Origin of the sequence: Streptococcus sp. CF7_Ac1-12 (assembly GCF_024295905.1) — a bacterium.
Taxonomy (GTDB): Bacteria; Bacillota; Bacilli; order Lactobacillales; family Streptococcaceae; genus Streptococcus; species Streptococcus mitis_AP.
Genome location: NZ_JANCPG010000010.1, coordinates 1 through 19,597 on the forward strand (window position 1 = coordinate 1; position 19,597 = coordinate 19,597).

Below are 19,597 nucleotides of genomic sequence, written 5' to 3' on the forward strand. Positions count from 1 at the left end.
ATATGTTTCTTAACATCTTCTGGCGTAACTGGTGTTCCAACTTTAACTACCACAGGCGTAACTTTTGGTGTTACGATAACTGGTACATTTACAGTTACTCGAATTCCATTTGGTAACTCAATCACAACTGGAATACTTGGTCTTTCACCTGAAATATCTGTTGAAGGTTTGTCACCAATTGAGATAACTTTTGCTCCTTTTGGAATGTGTTTTTCAACATCCTCAGTAGTAATTGGATCACCTTGTTTTTTAACAATATCTTCAATAGGAGTTACAGTTACTGGAATTTCTACAGTCACAACTTTACCATTTGGTAATGTAATCGTTACTTTTACAGGATCCTTCTTACCTGGTGTTGTTAAGTCTGGAAGATCTCCTACCTTAACAGTTGCTCCTTCTGGTACTTTGATTTGTTTCAAGATATCTTCTGGAGTCAATTTATCTTTCGTTACTGGTGTCTCGATTTCCTTAACTGGAGTTACATTTACTGGTACTTCTACCGTAACTACTTTGCCATTTGGCAATTCAATCGTTACCTTAACTGGATTTTTCTTACCTGGCGTTGTTAAGTCTGGAATATTTTCAACCTTAGTAACCTTACCACCTTCTGGAATCGTAATTCCTTTAGTGTAATCCTCTGGGGTTAACGGTGTTGTAGTTACTGGTGTTTCAATTTCCTTAACTGGAGTAACAGTTACTGGAACGTCCACTGTGATAACTTTACCATTTGGCAATTCAATCGTTACCTTAACCGGATCTTTCTTACCTGGTGTTGTCAAGTCTGGAATATTTTCAACCTTAGTAACCTTACCACCTTCTGGAATCGTAATTCCTTTAGTGTAATCGTCCGGTGTTAATGGTGTGGTTGTTACTGGAGTCTCGATTTCCTTAACTGGCGTTACATTCACCGGAACATCCACTGTGATAACTTTACCATTTGGTAATTCAATCGTTACCTTAACTGGATCTTTCTTACCTTGTGTTGTCAAGTCTGGAATATTTTCAACCTTAGTAACCTTACCACCTTCTGGAATTGTAATTCCTTTAGTGTAATCGTCCGGTGTTAATGGTGTGGTTGTTACTGGGGTTTCGATTTCCTTAACTGGCGTTACATTCACCGGAACGTCCACTGTGATAACTTTACCATTTGGTAATTCAATCGTTACCTTAACTGGATCTTTCTTACCTGGTGTTGTCAAGTCTGGAATGTTTTCAACATTCGTTACTTTACCGCCTTCTGGAATCTTAATTCCTTTAGTATAATCGTCCGGTGTTAATGGTGTGGTTGTTACTGGTGTTTCAATTTCCTTAACTGGAGTAACAGTGACTGGAACATCCACAGTATAAGATTTACCATTTGGTAATGTAATCGTTACTTTTACAGGGGGTTTTTCACCTGGTGTTGTTAAATCTGGAAGATCGCCGACCTTAACAGTTGCTCCTTCTGGAATCTTCATTCCTTTTGTATAATCGCCTTCAGTTAAAGGAGTGTTTGTTACTGGTGTTTCAATCGGTGTTGGTTTTGTTTCAACTACTTTAATAGTAGCTGGAACTTCTACTAACACTTTTCCATTTTTATCTTTTACAACTACAGTAACTGGTTTATCCCCTGGAGTTGTTCCATCATATGGAGTTGTTTGTCCTTCTGGAACTTTGTATTCGAATGTTGAACCTTCTGGATAGTCACTTGGTGTGATACTATCTTCAGCTTTAGGTTTATCTTTATCTTCAGCATTTACTGGAGTTAATTGTTCTTTACCTTGAACGACTTTGATCTTCGCAGGTACTTCTACAATTGGATCTCCATCTGAATCTTTCACGACTACAGTAACATCTTTCTCACCTGGAGTTGTTCCATCATATGGAGTTGTTTGTCCTTCTGGAGTCTTGTACTCAAACGTTGAGCCTGCTGGATAATCATCTGGTGTAATGCTATCTTGTGGTTTTGGTTTCTTATCACTTTCAGCATTCACTGGAACATACTGTGTCTTAGATTCTACAACAACAATCTTAGCTGGAATTTCTGTAATTGGTTGCCCGTCTAATTTCGCTACTACCGTTACAGGTTTTTCACCTGGTGTTGTTGTATCTACTGGAGTGTTATCTTTGTATTCAAATGTTGTTCCAGTTGGGAAATCATTTGGATTAATGTTTTCTTTTGGATCTGGCTGTTTCTTAGCTGGATCTACTGGTACATATTTAGGATAACTTTCTACTACTCGTACTGTAGACGGTACTTCAACTAATACTTTATCCCCTTGTTTAACAACAACGGTAACTTTCTTATCACCTGGTGTAGATGTATCTACTTCTTCTTTATACTCAAATGTTGCATCATCTGGGTAATCATTCGGATCAATACTATCTTCAGGTGATGGTTGTTTCTTACCTTCATCCACTGGAACGATTTGTGGATTTCCTTGTACGACCTTCACTTTTGTTGGTACTTCAACAAGTTTATCTTCTCCATCTTTTGCAACGACAACTACATCTTTTTCTCCTGGTGTAGTCGTATCTACTGGAGTTTTGTACTCAAATGTTGTGCCATCTGGATATTGTTCTGGATCAATACTCTTAGAAGCATCTGGTTGTGGTTTGCTTGGATCTGCTACTACGTATTGTGTCTTAGGATCTACTACCACTACTTTTGCAGGAACTTCTACAATTGGTTGACCATTTAGCTTAGCTACAACTGTCACATCTTTTTCACCTGCAGTTGTTGTATCTACTGGTGTCTTATATTCAAATGTTGTACCATCTGGATATTCTCCTGGTGTAACACTATCTTTCGCTTCTGGTTGTTTCTTAGCTGGATCTGCTACTACAAATTGTGGTGTGCTACCTACTACACGTACAGTTGCTGGGACTTCAACAATTGTGTTTCCTTGTGGGTCAAGTACTTCAACAATCACATTCTTATCTCCAGTTGTTGTTACATCGATTGGAGATGTTTGTCCATCTGGAGTCTTATATCTAAATGTAGATCCTTCTGGATAATCTGTCTTATCAATGTTCTTTTCTGGATCTGGTTGTTTGTTGCTTTCATCCACTGGTACGATTTGTGGTACACCTTCAACTACTGTAACTGGTACTTTAACTGTTGTAGTTAATGGTTTATCTTGTCCAGGAACTGTGTACTTAACAGTTACTTCTACTTCAGTATCATCTGTTAATTCAGGAATTGTTACTGGCACTGTATTATCAACAGTAACTGTTGCTCCTTGAGGTAATTTACCTGTAAATGTTCCATCAGCAATTGCTTTTTCAGCTTGAGCTAGTACTTTTTCTTTAGCCTTTTCCTTGTCACTGTTTTTAGCAACTAAAATTTCATCAGCTTCTGGTTTTGGTAAAACTGTTACTGGTACACTTACTGTTTCTGTTAACTTACCATTGTCATATGTTACTGGTACGTCTACTTTAACGTCTGTCGCTCCTGCTTTACCTGCTGTTTCTGGTAATGTTGTTGGTTCACCTTTTGTTCCATCTGTTCCTGGTGTTACAGCTGTTTTTGCTTGTTCAGCGGTTGGTTTTTCACCTTCGAACACGACGATGTTACTTGCTGTTGAACCTACTACCGTTACTGGTACTGGTACTTCGCTAGTTTTAACTACATTACCATCTTTTACATACTCTACAACTGCTGTTGCTGGAGTTTGTACTCCAGTTGCTGTTGTTGCCGGTACTGTTCCAGCTTTAACTTCTTTAACTCTTACAGTTACACCATCTGGCAACTTAGTTGTCGCTGTAGCTGCTTCCACTGCTTTCGCTTTAACAGCTTCTTCTAATCCTGTGCTATCTTTAAGAACTGTTACTCCTGTAGGTGTTACTTTTGGTAAGACAACAACATCTACTTTCGTTTCTACAGGGATTGTTTCAGTTCCTTTTGTATAAGTTACTGTTGCTGGCACTTCTAATGTTTGACCTGCTTTTTTAGCTGTTGTTGGAATATCAGCAATATCATTTTTAGTTGGAGTAAAGCCGTCTACAGCTGTAGGATTTACTTTTTCTTTCAACTGATCATTTGTTACAGTATCACCTTCAACTGTATACAATTTATTTGTTTCTTGATCTTTTACAGTAATTTTATAAGTAGTTGAATTCACAGCAGTGTCTGCACCTTTATTTGTTCCAGTATCCGTTTCAGTATCTGCAGTAACGACATTTCCGTTACTATCTTTTACTTCAACTTTAACTGTGTAAGTACCAACTTCTGATAATTTAACAGCTGCTGCTTCTGCTGCACTACTATATTCTGTTACTGTTCCTGAAGGAGATGTTAACGTTACTTTTGTAACTGTTGTTTCCTTTTTATTTGGAGCAGTTGTCGCATCATCTTCTCTATCTGTAATTGTTACTGTAGCTGATTTTTGTTTCACTAAGTCTACTGTAGCACCTTTTACTGTAGTATAAGAAGTGGAGCTAATAGATGGAGCATCATTTAATACAGACGCTTTATCTGAAGAACTTGCTGTTTCCACTGCATCGACTGTTCCATTGAATCCTGATGAAGTAGAAATCGTCCATTTATCTCCAGTTTTTGTTGCTGTTACGGTAGAGTTATCATCAGCAGTCCATTTGTTTAGTCCTTTATCGTATCTAACCGTTACAACCATTCCTTTATTAGTATCAGTTGCTGAATCTGCTGAACTATTGGCTGCATTTTCTTTGTTATAAGTTGTTAGTGTACGAAATACATTATTAACTGCTGTAACTTTTCCTTCTGCATTTAATGTACGAGTATATTCGTAAACATTAAAAATCGTTTCGCCATCTTTATTCACATCAACATATAGGTCACGTTTTAACCAAGTTGTTGTTCCATCGCTGTTAAGAGTTTTCTTCTCAGCAGTCTCACCAGATAACTCCCATCGTCCAGTAACTTTATTGAATGTTGCTGCTACATTCTCTCCAAGTCTAGTTTTTAAGGCTACTTCTGCCCTTGTAAATGTTGCTGTTATATTTTCACTATTTGCAGTTACGTTAATCGTATCTGTTGCAGCATTTGCTGTTGCTGTTGGAAGAACTTTTAGATTGAAAGTTTCACCAACTGTACCAATTTCATCATTGACATTTACAGCAGTATTTGTTGTTTCTGAGACAACCCACTTACCATTTTTAGCAACAACTTTTGTGTTTGTTCCATCTGGTAATGTAATCGTTGCTTCTGAAGCCCCTCTAGAAATTGTAATCGGAACTTCTGTATCATAAGCATGTACATTTTTTATAGATACTGAAGGTGCAATTTTAAATGTTGCATGTGCATATGCTTCATTGGCATTTGTCTCTTTATAATCTCTTGCATAGATTGAAACTCTGTAAATCCCAGCTTCTGTTGGTGTTCCTTTAAATCCATTTGGATTATTTTCAGTCATATCAGCTGATGCAATGGTGAAACCGACACCTGGAATTTTTGTCTCATCTCCTGTTAATTCTGTAGGAGTAGCAGCATCGGTACCTGTCGTTCCTGTAATCTTCGCTCCAGAAACCCCAAGAATTGCACGTCCTACAGTTTCTGTAATTGTAGTTGTACGTCCGATTGGTGCTCCATTTTCATCCGTTAAAGTATAAGAAACTCTTCTATCATTTGGTACTCCAGCATGCGAAGCTCCAGCATCTCTATATTCTACTGGAACAGTTAGTGCTTCTCCTACTTTACCTTCTTTAACAGCATTGTTGATTTCTAGGGTAGGTGGTGTTCCATCTTTCCATGCTGTTCCACCAAATCTATGATCATCTAATGGAATCGTAACACTTTTACCAGTATTAGTATTTTTAAACGTTACTCGAGCTTTTACTTGTTGATAGTTAAATGGACTTCTATGAGTTACAACCCCTTGTACACTATCTGTTGCTTTATCATAAAATAAACCATTTGGAAAATTAAAGACATTGAAATCTGAAACAGTCCAGCCAGCCTTTTTAGCAGCTTCTGTTACTTCAATACGTTTACTTACATCTTTAATGTATACTTTATCGATTCCTTGTTCATATCCAAGTTTATAGATACTAGAAAGCAGATATTCATATGGTCCATTTCCATAGTAGGTTGCTGGGACTTGACTTGAAATTGTTGTACCATTATATCTTTGTTTTCCTCGCCATAGAGGAGCTTCTTCGATAATTTTTTGTACCTTTTCTGCTGGCAACTTCAAACCATAGTCAATACGAGCCCTTACATCATTCTCTTTACCTAAATACGTATAGTTAGATGGTCCAGGGCTAGGTCTTGTGCCAGATCTTTGATCAGAGAATACTCTAAACTCTAAGTCTGCAGCATCAGCTTTTTTCTCTGGCGTATTAACACCTAAATCACCCTCGCCTGCATGGTGACTACCAAATGGCATTGTATAGGTATCCCAACCCGTAAAGTTTTCTCGTGATACTGTACTTGTACTTCCGATAATATCTTTCGCAGTTGGTTGCGCTGGATTTGTTGGTGTGATTGTATCACTTGTTCCTGTGGTTGTTGTAGCAGTAGTTGCAGCGTCGTTAGTTCTAAATCCACTTTCCCCATTACCTGGGATAGCTTGTCCATTTCTTGGGTCTTGGTTTTTATTTACTTTCTCTTCAGTTGTTTCTGATTTGATACTGTTTAAAATGACAAGGCTACTTGAAAGTTGTTTAGCTTGTGCATCCACTTTTTCCTGTGTTTTTGTATCATCGTTTAAAAGCTCTTTTGCTTTATTAACCAAGTTTTTAGCATCATCAATGACTGATTTTGTTTTCTTGTCTTCAGTTAATTGACTCAATCTACCTTCAACTTTAGCAACTAAATCTTCTAATGATGCTGTATTAATAGCAACTTTTTCTGCCTCTACATTTGGATTTTGAACTTCACTATTTTGTTTGTCAGCGGCAGACTCTTTTACAGAAGTATTATTTTGTCCATCGGCCTCTTTAGCAGTAGCAGACCCTTGTCCAGTAACTTCCTTAGAGGGTTCCGGGGACTTCTCATTTACATTTTGAGGATTTTGAACTTCTGTATGTTCTGTATTAGTTACTGGTTCAGCAGCTTGGACGCTTCCTCCACCAAGGAAAAACAATCCAGTAGCTACAGCCACACTAGCCGCACCAAAACTAACCTTACGAATACTGTAACGTGTGAATTTCTCCACTTGCGATTGGCGAACATGACGCCCTTTGGGTTTAAACATTCCCTTACTCCTTTTTCTGATAATTATCAGTTAATATATCTAAGAAGGCTAAATAAAAAGCCCCCCCCCTAAAATATATGAGTATGTTTTAAAGGGTTACAAATAATTATACTCTTTTTTTTCCTATAAATCAAGCATTTTCAAGTATAATCGCTAAAGTAATTTCACAAACTTCTCTTTAAGGTAAACCCTTACAAAAATAGAATTTATATTACTTTAGTGATTTTCTATATTATTTGATTGTTCGTATGATTTGATTATAAAAATGAATTTTCTGATATTTTTTATCAGGTCTTCATTGACTTTTAGCAACAGATAAGGGATTACAGAATGAAGCTAGATGCACAAGTTCTACCCAAAATAGCTGTAAAATCTAGAAGTTCCTCCAGCTTTATAAAATAAAGTCTATAAAAAAACAAGGCCCAGTTTTAAAGACAAAACTAGGCTTGCTATCTATTTTATTTTCCATCCTTCACTTCTTTGGTTGCTACATCATCTCCAAACCATTTTTGGCTAATCTCTTGGAACTTTCCTTCTTGGTATAGTTCAATAAAGGCTTGGTTTAAAGCTTGCAGTAATCTCTTGTCTGCTGGTCTAACTCCGACCGCAAAGGATTCACTTTCAAATCCAGCTGAAAAGACATTGTAGTCATTTAATATTCCTTCAGACTGAAGATAGTAATTAGCATACACTCGGTCAATCAACAAGGCATCAATTCGGTCATTCTTCAAATCAATCAAGGCTTCATTGAAACTCTGGTATTGATTGGCCTTCTGGTCTTTGACACGATTTTTCAATAAATCTGGCTGGGCTTCAAAGTCTAGATAACCAGAGGATCCAGCTTGAGCTCCCAAGGTCTTATCCTTCATATCCTCTACTGAATGAATCTGCTGACTTTTCTTCGCAACCAGAACTTGCTGATTTTCCATATATGGAATGCTAAAGGCAACCTTTTCTCGGCGTTCATCAGTGGCAGAATAGCCATTCCAGATGGCATCTATGGTTCCATTTTGCAGTTCCGTCTCCTTCATATCCCAGTCGATTGGCTGAAATTGAACCTTAAAACCTAATTTTTCAGAGACAGCTTGCGCTAAATCAATATCAAAGCCTGTATATTGGCCATTCTTTTCTTCAAAACCCATGGGTACAAAGGTATTGTCAAAGCCAATAGTAATGGTTCCCTGCTCTTGATACTTATCCCAGTTATCCTGCTTTGGATCACTAGCTTTCTGAGTACAGGCCGTTAAAAAGAGAGTCAGGAGAGAAACCAATACTAAAGCAATTTTCTTATTAGTCATCGGGACCTCCTACTTGGGCTCAACCTTGAGAATCTGATCTGCGATATTTTCAGCGAATTGTAAATCGTGGGTAACCACAATCTGCGTCATTCCAAGTTCCCTATTTTGCAAGATCAGTTTTTCCACTTCCAAGCGCAATGCTGGATCTAGGGCAGAAGTTGGTTCATCGTAGCCAATGATTTCTGGGTCAATCATCATAGCACGCGCCAAGGCCACCCGCTGCTTTTGTCCACCTGATAGTGAAAATGAATAGGCATTTGCATGTCCTGCCAGTCCCAACTGTTCCAGGAGCCCACGCGCCTTCTTCTCAGCCTCTTCCTGCTTCATTCCCATTGTTTTCACAGGAGATAAGGTCAAATTATCTAGAACTGATAAATGAGGAAACAGTTGAAAATCTTGGAAGACAAATCCTAGTAGATTTCGCTTCTCCAATTCATCCAGTTCTAAAGGTTCTCCATTATAAAAGATTTGCCCTGAATCAATGGTTTCAAGACCTGCAAGCATACGTAAGAGAGTTGTCTTACCTCCACCAGAAGGCCCAACAATAGCCAGGATTTGCTTTTCAGGAATTTTTAGACTGAAATTAGATAAAATTTGCTTTTCACCAAAGCCCTTATTGATATTTCGTAATTCTAACATGGCAGCCTCCTATCTATAGTAACTGTACTTCTTCTCAACTTTTTTGGCAAGGATGGTCACAATACCAATCAAAATTAAGTAAATGGCTCCTGCCAAGAACATAGGAACTAGGCTAGCATCACGGTTTGCAGCTGTTCGACTAGCCAAGATAAGATCTGAAATTCCAAGTGCATAGACCAAAGAAGTATCCTTGACCAAACTCATAACTTCGTTAAATACACTAGGAAGAACAATCTTGGTCACTTGGGGCAAGATAATATAGCGAACTGTGTCAAAGGGACTAAACTTCAAAACCTTAGCAGCCTCATATTGACCTTTAGGAATGGTATCAATCCCCCCACGGAAGATTTCAGCAAAGTAAGCCGCATAATTGAGAACAAAAGCAATGATAGCCGCAGGAAGACGGTCCAAACGAATCCCAATACTTGGCAGCACATAATAGATAAAGATTAATTGCAAGAGCAAGGGTGTGCCTCGCATAATCCAAATATAAATATTAATCAAATGATGGAGGGGCTTCCAATGGACTTGCAAGGCAAAGGCAATCAAAACGCCCAAGGGAATAGAAAAAATCAAGACCAGTGCAAAAACCTGCAAAGTCATGCTTGCACCGCTCAATAAACTCGGTAATATCTCAAACAAATAAGACATACTGCACCTCCTAAAAATAATTGTTCCTATTATAGCACAAGAGATTAGTGTTTACAAATGCTTTCTGTTGCTTATTGATAATTGAGTTTTTACTTATTTTTTCTTTAAAATCATTTTCATCAATTACTGTTATTTTTTAGAATCGTATTCATCTTTGTATTCATTTTTATAAACATCTTTGCCCCTATAGTTGAGAACCTTGCAATTTGATTCTAATAGTTTCCAAAAGGAGCAGTGAGTCATTTCACTGTATTTATTTTTGAAAAAACCACTCCCCCTTCAAGAAGATGATTTTACAGATTTGAAATCTGACTATCCTATTTATGTTTCCTGGATTTTAAATCCACATTTTTAGTCAAACAAAAAAACACAAGCCGTAGCCTGCGAAAACATTATCTATTCTAAATAGTCTTTTTCTGTAATTACTTTTAATCTAGTAGAATAATTCTGGAATGTTGAGAATTTAAAGCGTTTAGGATCTTCAAGTTTGTTTCTATCATTTATTTCTAAAGCGCGGTTATAATCTATAATAGCTTTCACTAACTTATTAATTATAGCTTTATCGTTATCCATCACTTTATAATAATCTTCGATTTTCCGAAGGCGGAAAGTTGTATTTAGTAAGTAGCTTTTGTCTTCTAAAATCAAGGTTTTACCAATATCTAATCCTTCAACATATCCTTCTTTTGCCGAATTTCTTAGCTTATACTTCAACTGATACTTTTTAGGAATATAACTTCTAAATGGAATCAAGAAAGTCAATCCCTGTATTTTGACAACAGTTACCGCAAATCCCCTTCCTTTATTCATTACTTCCTTTGTCTTAAAATCATAATCCATCGCTTGAATAAGGTCATAATCCTTGCACATTTTTAAATCAATTTGACCTAATTTTAACTTCTTACTTTTCATTCCTATTCCTTAGATAAAAAGCTCACTAAAAAGTGAGCAACATTTCCAATGAGATACTTCTGTTGACGAGCGCGTCTCTCCGCCCCCTCATTGCCTAACGATAAGGCTTGACGAATCGAAAGGAGGTGAGTTTTCCTGTTTTCAATTCTTCTTATTCTTACACATTTTTTTAATTTTGTCAAACAAAAAATACAAGCCCTATCCTGGATATGTAATCTATTTTGAAATTTTAAGATAAGAGTTTTGAAATAAAAACAAAACTCTACCCTTCTAATGAAACAATCTTAACCTGATTTACATACAAATTCTCGTCACATTGCAATAAAACTTCAGCCATATTTATTTGAAAAAAAAAGTAAAAAACCGCAATTGTTATCTAGTAATAACTTGCAGTTTTCTGTAATGTATGGATTCTTACAATCTCTCATACAATTCTTGCATTTGCACATCATCTGGAACCAGTTTTAAGTAAACTTGCGCATTGACTTTTGCTTCCTCAAAGTAGCCCAATTCACGCAAGAGATAGATATAGTGTTCCAGAAATTCTGGATTATCCTTTAAATCTCCTGCCAACTCTTGGTAAAGCTCATAGGCAGTATCCAAATCGTCCATTTCTTGATAGGAACGAGCAATCATCCACTTGGTCAAAAGATTTTCTGGCTCATCACTTTGTAAGTCTAAAATATCCTCATAACGTTCCTGTTCTAGATAAATAGTAGCTAGACGGAGTAAGATTTCTTCCGTATCATCAGCGTCTTCTTTTGCAGTAAGGAGGTAGTTTTCTGCACCACTGGTATCATGCAATTCATAAGAGAATTGTGAAGCAGCTAGCAAGAGGCGAGTTTCAAAGGGATTTTTCTCTAAGCCTTGCTTAGCGATACGCAGGGCTTCTTGAACTTGATGTTCCTTATGTAAGGCCTGACTATAACCATACTCATAGCCTTCAAAGTCAGGAGAAATGGTATCAAGCTGCTTAAAGTAGAGGACAGCTTTTTGGTATTCTTCTTGATCAAAGTAAAGACTGGCCAACTCAAAAGCTGTTAGGTCATCGTATTCTAACTCCAGGGCTTTTTCTAAAAACTCTGTAGCCGTTTCAAATTTCCCCAACTGTGCATAGGCAAAGCCAATCCGTTGATAGGTAGAAATGCCTGTTTGCTCATAAATCGAGCGATTATCTAACTGGGCATAGCCTTGAATGGCCTCTTGATAATTTTCCAACTCACTATCCAACTCTGCTAATCCCAATATCAAGAGAGGATCTTCTGAGTAAGTCAAGGCCTCCAATAATTTCTCACGCGCCACATCTGTCAAACCTTCCAACTGGTAAAGGTCTGCCTTCAGAGCCAAAGCCGAAACATACCAGTCACTGTCAGCTTGGATTTCCTCAAGATAGGCAAAGGCTTCTTCAATTTGACCATCCTCACTAGCAATAGCTGCTAGATTAAGATTAACCTCTGGGAAATCCCCTTCAATTTTCAAGTAAATTTCCTTGGCCTGAGGATAAAAACCAATCCCTTCAAGATAAGTTGCCAACTCATACAGAAGGTCACTTGGATCATTTTCTAAAGCTTTGACGAAATAGTGCTCAGCCTTGGTTAAATCTTGCTCCTCCAAAGCCTGTAACATCTGTTGACTATTGTTCACTCTTAGCTTCCTCTCCTTCTAGTTCATATAGGCCACTGACTACCTTATACCATTCAAAAATCGCTGAAATGACAACCTTAGCAGAAGCATAAACAGGAATACCGAGCAAGACTCCCCAGATACCAAACATGGATCCTGAAGTTAACAAAACAAAGAGAACATTAATGGGATGGATGTTTAATTGACTTCCCAAAATCAATGGAGAGACAAAACGGCCTTCAATAGTTTGTTCTACGATAAAGACAATCACCACTTTTAAAAGCATGACTGGCCCGGCAATCAAGCCCAATACTAGGGCAGGAAGCATGGCTAGGAAGCTACCAAGATAAGGAACCAGATTTAAAATACCAGCAGTAACACCCAGCGTAACCGCATAACGTAGACCGATAATCTTGAAGAAGATCATAAACATTACTGCTACAATAATAGCTACTGTTACTTGCCCTCTAACATAGTTGGACAACTGCTGATTCACATCTGATAAAACTTGTCCTACAGGTTCTTTCAATTTCGTTGGCATGAATTGAGTCAAATAGTTACGCAATCCTTTCCCATCACGCAAGAGATAAAAGAGCATGAAAGGAACAATAATCAAAGCAACAATCACTTGAGATGCCCCGCTAATAAAGGCACTCACCCAGTTAACTGCCTGAGAAGAAACCTTACTTGCCCAAACTGTAGCCTGACTTGAGAAGTTTGTCAACACTTGCTCTAACTGAGGTCTGAAATCATCTGGCAAACGTTTGGTTACCAAATCATCAATAACGCGATCAGCATCTTCCAGGTAGACTGGAACATTCCTTGCAAAACTTAAAACCTGACGTTGCAGATTTGGAATAGCTACTGCCAAGCCCCAAATGATAAAGAGAGCGATGATGACAAAGACAATACTGATTGCGATAACACGATTGATTTTGCGTTTTTCCATCCAATCAACAATAGGATTTAATAAATAATATAGCAAACCAGATAGAATGACTGGCAACATCACAACTGCCAAAAAGTCTAAAACAGGTGAAAATAGAAAACTAATCTTACTTAAAATAAAAAGATTCAGTCCCAATAATAAAGTTACCAAAAATACCGTAATGGCCTTGTTATCCAAAAACCACTTGAAAAACCAAGATAGGCTAAAATGTTTCTCTTTTTGCTCCATAAATACTTCCTTTCTATTGTTCTCTCATTATACCATTTTTAAATCAAAATAACTCTTTTTTAAAGTGCTTACATGGAGACAGCAACATAAAAAATCTCCTCAAAAGAGGAGATTCGATTAGTCTTGAATATGACGGTCTAAGTTCTTCTGATAATCAGCATTGGATTTGGCTTTTTCATCAGCAAATTTCTTGCGGAACTCATCCATTTCTTTAGTAGTGACAATCTTATCTTGGATTTTCAGATACTTGTAGCTATTTTCACTAGTCTTGTCACCTACCCAGCCACCGGCACCACTGCCAGGAACCATTTTCGTCACTAGCATTTGAGCACCATCAGAGTATACTGGAATAACAAGTGCACTATCTGACAACCAAGCTTGAGCCTTAGAATATTTGGAATAACGTTTTTGAAGGTCTGTTTTCTCACTATTTGCATCATCAATCAGTTCTTTGTATTTATCCAATCCAACTGTTTTAATAACTGGATTGTCTGTTCCTGGTGCCACACCAAGAGCACTTAGGAGACTTGGACCTGAAGTTGGATCAAATACATCTAGATAAGTCGATGGATCAGCAAAGTCTGGATTCCAACCACTGACTGCATTAATATCCCAGTCAGTATTTGCATTGGAAGTAGCTAGAACAGTCATACTTCCCAATTCATCATCAGAAACCTGTTGAATGTCAACAACCACATTTTCAGAGCCTAAGGCTTCCTCAATGGATTGTTTATAAGACTGAACCTGACGAATAAAATCTGGATTTGATGAAGAAATTGGCAAATCTAAATGAATTGGGAACTGGACTCCATCAGCTTGAAGGGTTTTCTTAGCAGCTTCAAACTTAGCTTTAGCCTTGTCTACATTATGAAGTGAATCTTGGGCATCATCAAGACTAACATCTTTCCAGACATTATCCAATTTATCCAATTCTGTCTTAGTAACTTGACCAAATGTTTGATCTCCTACTTGAACAAATGTTGGAGGAGTGAAACTTGTCCGTAACTTACGAGGTCCTACTTCATCACCAAATACTTGAGAGATCCCTGCTTTACGATCTACCGCAAAAGTCAAGGCTTGACGGAAATCTTTGTTTAACAAGGCTTTCTTAGTAGATGTTTTTTCTGCATCACTTGTTTTAGCAGTGTGATTGTAATTTACACGGTCGATATTGGTTGAGATATAAAAAACTCCTCCACGCTGTTGACCATACACAATATTATCCTTGTATTTTTCTTTTAGACGTTCATAGTTAGCAGAGTTTTTAAAGAGTGGTGCAGCTGGATAGTGTCCCTCATCAAAACCGCGTCCTAGAGAGTCTGCATCTTGACCATCAAAGAAGGATAACTTGATATCATCAATAAAGACATTTTGTTTATCCCAGTAGTTTTGATTTTTGGTCATTTCGATAGAAGACTTAGATGTAAGACCTTTTAGGAGATAAGGCCCATTGTATAGAATGCTCGTTACATCAGTTGGTTTACCAAAGTCATCTCCCTTAGAAGCTAAAAAGTCTTCATTGACTGGTGCAAGGACTCCCATTGTTGTTTTTGAATTCCAGAAAGACTCTGGATGATTCAAAGTATAAACAACAGTATAATCGTCAATTGCTTTTACACCAACAGTAGAAAAATCCGTTGTTTTCCCATTTACATAGTCATCCAATCCTTTGATAGAATCCTGTACGAGATAAAGAGCCTGTGATTTCTTATCTGCTGCGTGTTTCAGACCAGTTACAAAGTCTTGAGCCTTGACTTCACCATACTCTTCCCCCTCGTTGGTATACCATTTTACACCCTGACGGATTTTATAGGTGTAGGTCAAACCATCTTTGGAAACAGTCCAATCTTCTGCAACTGATGGAACCAGATTTCCATATTGGTCATTTTCAAGTAAACCGTCAATAACGTTACCTGTGACCTGTTTAGTGCTGACATTTCCTGAAACTGTATAATCCAGAGTCGAAGGATCTGATGAAAATACATAGGCATAAGTAACTGGTTTATTTGCTTCTTTATTAGCACTACCAGATGAACACGCTGCTAGGACAGCTGCCGAGAGTACAGCAACTCCTGCTGCTAGGAAAACACGTTTTTTCATAAACAAACTCCTTTGCAATTTGTATAGGATTATTATAGCACTTTTCAAAAGGAAATCAATACAAAATCAAGCTTGATTTAATATATTATTGTTTTTATCTATGCGTTGTAGAGTTTCAACACTGCATTTTTTGTGATATAATAGTCTTATCTTTATATAGAGGTAAAGTTATGAAAGAAACTGTTTATTTTGGAACTTATACACGTCGTACTTCCCAAGGGATTTACAAGGCAGACTTTGATACAGAAACTGGTCAGCTTTCAAATCTAGAACTTTTTGCAGCTGAGCCAAGTCCAACCTACCTTGCCTTTGACCAGCACCAACATTTATACACCGTTGGTAGTCAAGACGATAAGGGAGGAATTGCAGCCTATCAAACTGACGGGACTTTATTAAATCATGTCGTTGAGGAAGGAGCTCCTCACTGTTATGTTGCCGTTGATGAAAAGCGTAATTTGGTGTACGCGGCAAACTACCACAAGGGACAGGTCCTTGTTTATAAACGTCAGGAAGATGGTCGTCTTCTACTTAGTGATGTGGATCAACATAGTGGCCAAGGTCCACATGAAAATCAAGCTTCTCCCCATGTTCACTACACAGACTTAACACCTGACCACTATCTAGTGACTTGCGACTTGGGAACTGACCAAGTCATCACTTATGACCTTGATCAAGAAGGAAAATTATCTAAGCTCTATACCTACCACAGCCAGCCAGGGGCAGGCTCACGCCACATCATTTTCCATAACCACTATAAAATCGCTTATCTCATTTGTGAACTCAATAGCACTATCGAGGTTCTAATCTACGATGGTGTTGGAGAATTTGAACGCATGCAAGTTATTTCAACTCTACCAGACGGTTATGAAGGCTTTAATGGTACTGCTGCTATTCGTCTCTCTAAAGATGGTAAATACCTCTACGCCTCTAACCGTGGTCATGATTCTATCGCAGTATATACAATTCTTGCGGACGGTAGCTTAGAGTTGTTAGAAATCGTTCCGACACATGGTCAGACTCCACGTGATTTTGATTTGACACCGGATCAAGAATTTGTCATTGCTGTCCATCAGGACTCTGACAATGCAACCGTCTTTAAGCGCAATTCTGAAACTGGACGTCTAGCAGAACTTTCCAACGACTTCCATGTTCCCGAAGCGGTCTGCATCAGTTTTGCCCCTTAAGAATACATAAAAAATGAACTTGATAATTCAAGTTCATTTTTTCTTATAGTCTTTTTCCGACATTAATACGGTTAATGGCACGTTGCAGTGCAATCTTAGCACGACGTTCTTGGTCAATCAAGTGTTTGTCTTGTGCTTCTTCAATTTCACGCTCCGCTCGAAGTTTGGCACGTTCTGCACGACTAACATCGATATCACGAGCACGTTCTGCAGAGTCAGCAACAATTGTGATAACGCCATTGGCAACTTCGATAACACCCCCGTTTACTGCAATCCAGTTCACGTGATCTTCATCATCAATACGTTTTACCTTTACTTCATCAACTGCTAAAACCGCAATCATATTTTCATGTCGTGGCAAGATCCCCATCTCACCATCCAGAGTTCGAACCGATACATAGCTGGCATGGTGATCATAGACGAGACCATCTGGTGTCACGATCTGGACAGTTAACTGAGCCATAGATCACCTCTTAAAATCCCATTTTTTCAGCTTTTGCAATCACATCTTCGATAGAACCTACACCACGGAAGGCATCTTCTGGCAAGTGATCATGTTTACCATCAAGGATTTCCTTAAAGCCACGTACAGTTTCAGCAACTGGAACATAAGAACCTGGCTGACCAGTAAATTGTTCCGCAACGTTGAAGTTTTGCGACAAGAAGAACTGGATACGACGGGCACGAGCAACTAAGGTCTTTTCTTCATCAGAAAGCTCATCCATACCAAGGATAGCAATGATATCTTGCAATTCATGGTAACGTTGAAGAACGCGTTTTACTTCAGCAGCAACTGCATAGTGCTCTTCTCCAACGATTTCAGGTGCCAAGGCACGTGAGCTTGAAGCAAGTGGATCCACGGCTGGGTAGATACCCAATTGTACCAACTTACGTTCCAAGTTTGTTGTAGAATCCAAGTGAGCGAAGGCTGTTGCTGGCGCTGGGTCAGTATAGTCATCCGCTGGCACATAGATAGCCTGGATAGAGGTTACAGAACCCTTTTTAGTTGATGTGATACGCTCTTGCAATTGACCCATTTCTGTAGCAAGTGTTGGTTGGTAACCAACGGCTGATGGCATACGACCCAAAAGGGCGGATACTTCTGAACCAGCCTGAGTGAAACGGAAGATATTATCGATAAAGAGAAGCACGTCTTGTCCTTCTACATCACGGAAGTATTCAGCGATTGTCAAACCAGTAAGGGCAACACGCATACGTGCTCCTGGTGGCTCATTCATCTGACCAAATACCATGGCTGTTTTCTCGATAACGCCTGATTCTTTCATTTCCCAGTAAAGGTCATTTCCCTCACGAGTACGTTCCCCAACACCAGTGAATACTGAGATACCACCGTGTTCTTGGGCAATGTTGTGAATCAATTCTTGGATCAAGACGGTTTTACCAACTCCGGCACCACCGAAAAGTCCAACCTTACCACCTTTAAGGTAAGGGGCAAGAAGGTCGATAACCTTAATCCCTGTTTCAAGGATTTCAGAAGAGGTAGACAACTCATCAAAAGTTGGAGCTTTTTTATGAATTGGCTGACGCTCTGCATCTTCTGTAAAAGGAGCTTCCAAGTCAATGGTATCTCCCAAAACATTGAAGACACGTCCCAAAGTTTCTTTACCTACTGGTACAGAGATTGGACGACCTGTGTCCAATACTTCCATTCCACGAGTCAACCCATCTGTTGATTCCATGGCGATAGTACGAACCATACCATCTCCCAACTCTAAGGCTACTTCAAGGACGATTTTTGTTTTTCTTTCGTCATTTTTGTAGACGACAAGTGCATTGTTAATCTCAGGAAGTTTTTCCCCTGCTGCAAACAAGACGTCTACAACGGGACCGATAACCTGAGCAATTTTACCTGAACTCATCTCCTTCTCCTATTCTATATAAGATACTGTCGGTTCCTAGTTTAACTAGGTCCTAAGTTCATTTTCATACGAGCTGGACTAGAGCCTATTCTAAGGCACTAGCTCCTGCTACGATTTCTGTAATTTCTTGTGTAATCGCCGCCTGTCTGGCACGGTTATACTGAATTGTCAAATCATTAATGACTTTCTTAGCATTATCTGTCGCTGTTTGCATGGCTGTCATACCCGCAGCATTTTCAGCTGTCTTAGCGTCGATAATAGCACCATAAATCATACTTTCTGCAAACTGAGGCAACAACTGCTCCAAAATTTCTTCTCGGCTAGTTTCCAATTCAAAGGTCAAGCTGTAACTGTCATCCGCTTCATTTGGATCCAAGTCAACAATCGGAAGCATTTGCTCCACACGCATTTGACTAGTTAGCGTATTGACATGGTGGTTATAGCAGACATAGAGTTCATCAAAAAGTTCATTTTGGTACATTTCAACAGTTTTTGAAATAATCTTACGGACTTCATCAAAGCTTGGTTGATCTGCCAAGCCACGTAGTTCATAAAGTGGCTGAATACCGCGAGCCTTAAAGAAATCAGCTCCCATTCCACCAATACAGATCATTTCAAAACCTGTACCATCTGGATGGTATTCTTCCTTCAACTCCATAACGGCTTTCAGAATAGAGGAATTATAACCTCCAACCAAACCTCGGTCTGAAGTAATGACGATATAGCCTGTCTTCTTAACTGGACGGCTAATCAACATCGGATTAGTTGAACTACCAGCTCCATTCCCATGAAGAATATCCGTCAAAAGTTTACGAACTTTCTGAGCATAAACTTGGAAGTTGCGAGCAGCTTCTTCAGAACGACCTAGCTTAGCAGCTGATACCATCTGCATGGCATTAGTGATTTGACTCGTATTTTTTGTTGAGGCGATTTTTGTTTTAATATCATTTAGAGATACTGCCATCTGACACCTCTATTC

The 19,597-nt window shown here is 38.6% G+C and carries 12 protein-coding genes; 1 reads left to right on the top strand and 11 read right to left on the bottom strand.

Going from position 1 to position 19,597, the window contains the following annotated elements:
* The 8 genes from NMM17_RS06125 to NMM17_RS06160 form a co-directional block, all read right to left on the bottom strand.
* Nucleotides 1-7,154: Rib/alpha-like domain-containing protein (locus NMM17_RS06125; protein WP_254754042.1), on the bottom strand; the 7,154-nt coding region annotated here is incomplete at its 3' end.
* Between the two features lie 458 nt (nt 7,155-7,612).
* Nucleotides 7,613-8,452 (bottom strand): amino acid ABC transporter substrate-binding protein, encoded by an 840-nt coding sequence (locus tag NMM17_RS06130; protein WP_000182485.1) that lies wholly within the window; start codon nt 8,450-8,452, stop codon nt 7,613-7,615.
* A 9-nt stretch (nt 8,453-8,461) separates the two neighbouring features.
* Complete coding sequence (locus NMM17_RS06135) at nt 8,462-9,091, bottom strand: amino acid ABC transporter ATP-binding protein (protein ID WP_254754044.1); 630 nt, start codon at nt 9,089-9,091, stop codon at nt 8,462-8,464.
* Nucleotides 9,092-9,100: 9 nt separating this feature from the next.
* Entirely contained in the window at nt 9,101-9,742 is a 642-nt protein-coding gene (locus NMM17_RS06140) for an amino acid ABC transporter permease (RefSeq protein WP_049487112.1), read from the bottom strand.
* A 396-nt stretch (nt 9,743-10,138) separates the two neighbouring features.
* On the bottom strand, nt 10,139-10,654 hold the full coding sequence (locus NMM17_RS06145; RefSeq protein ID WP_254754046.1) for a hypothetical protein: 516 nt from the start codon (nt 10,652-10,654) through the stop codon (nt 10,139-10,141).
* A gap of 414 nt (nt 10,655-11,068) precedes the next feature.
* Entirely contained in the window at nt 11,069-12,298 is a 1,230-nt protein-coding gene (locus tag NMM17_RS06150; protein WP_254754047.1) for a tetratricopeptide repeat protein, read from the bottom strand.
* Complete coding sequence (locus NMM17_RS06155) at nt 12,288-13,454, bottom strand: AI-2E family transporter (RefSeq protein WP_254754048.1); 1,167 nt, start codon at nt 13,452-13,454, stop codon at nt 12,288-12,290. The genes NMM17_RS06150 and NMM17_RS06155 overlap by 11 nt, the downstream gene beginning before the upstream one ends.
* Nucleotides 13,455-13,571: 117 nt before the next feature.
* Nucleotides 13,572-15,554 (bottom strand): peptide ABC transporter substrate-binding protein, encoded by a 1,983-nt coding sequence (locus NMM17_RS06160; protein ID WP_254754049.1) that lies wholly within the window; start codon nt 15,552-15,554, stop codon nt 13,572-13,574.
* Nucleotides 15,555-15,724: 170 nt separating this feature from the next.
* Between NMM17_RS06160 and NMM17_RS06165 the strand changes: the two genes are divergently transcribed.
* Nucleotides 15,725-16,738 carry a lactonase family protein gene (locus tag NMM17_RS06165; protein ID WP_254754050.1) on the top strand — a complete coding sequence of 338 codons (1,014 nt, stop codon included), beginning with the start codon at nt 15,725-15,727 and terminating at the stop codon, nt 16,736-16,738.
* A 43-nt stretch (nt 16,739-16,781) separates the two neighbouring features.
* Here the strand turns inward: NMM17_RS06165 and NMM17_RS06170 are convergent, their stop codons facing one another.
* The 3 genes from NMM17_RS06170 to NMM17_RS06180 form a co-directional block, all read right to left on the bottom strand.
* Complete coding sequence (locus NMM17_RS06170; protein WP_254754051.1) at nt 16,782-17,201, bottom strand: F0F1 ATP synthase subunit epsilon; 420 nt, start codon at nt 17,199-17,201, stop codon at nt 16,782-16,784.
* A 10-nt stretch (nt 17,202-17,211) separates the two neighbouring features.
* Entirely contained in the window at nt 17,212-18,618 is a 1,407-nt protein-coding gene (atpD, locus tag NMM17_RS06175) for a F0F1 ATP synthase subunit beta (RefSeq protein WP_000094357.1), read from the bottom strand.
* Nucleotides 18,619-18,703: 85 nt separating this feature from the next.
* Nucleotides 18,704-19,582, bottom strand: coding sequence for a F0F1 ATP synthase subunit gamma (locus NMM17_RS06180; protein WP_218493889.1), 879 nt, complete (start codon nt 19,580-19,582; stop codon nt 18,704-18,706).
* Between the last annotated feature and the right edge of the window lie 15 nt (nt 19,583-19,597).

Coding starts and splice junctions, on each gene's coding strand:
- NMM17_RS06165 (WP_254754050.1), top strand. CDS start 15,725: ATGAAAGAAACTGTTTATTTTGGAACTTATACACGTCGTACTTCCCAA.
- atpD (WP_000094357.1), bottom strand. CDS start 18,618: ATGAGTTCAGGTAAAATTGCTCAGGTTATCGGTCCCGTTGTAGACGTC.
- NMM17_RS06180 (WP_218493889.1), bottom strand. CDS start 19,582: ATGGCAGTATCTCTAAATGATATTAAAACAAAAATCGCCTCAACAAAA.
- NMM17_RS06135 (WP_254754044.1), bottom strand. CDS start 9,091: ATGTTAGAATTACGAAATATCAATAAGGGCTTTGGTGAAAAGCAAATT.
- NMM17_RS06140 (WP_049487112.1), bottom strand. CDS start 9,742: ATGTCTTATTTGTTTGAGATATTACCGAGTTTATTGAGCGGTGCAAGC.
- NMM17_RS06170 (WP_254754051.1), bottom strand. CDS start 17,201: ATGGCTCAGTTAACTGTCCAGATCGTGACACCAGATGGTCTCGTCTAT.
- NMM17_RS06145 (WP_254754046.1), bottom strand. CDS start 10,654: ATGAAAAGTAAGAAGTTAAAATTAGGTCAAATTGATTTAAAAATGTGC.
- NMM17_RS06160 (WP_254754049.1), bottom strand. CDS start 15,554: ATGAAAAAACGTGTTTTCCTAGCAGCAGGAGTTGCTGTACTCTCGGCA.
- NMM17_RS06155 (WP_254754048.1), bottom strand. CDS start 13,454: ATGGAGCAAAAAGAGAAACATTTTAGCCTATCTTGGTTTTTCAAGTGG.
- NMM17_RS06130 (WP_000182485.1), bottom strand. CDS start 8,452: ATGACTAATAAGAAAATTGCTTTAGTATTGGTTTCTCTCCTGACTCTC.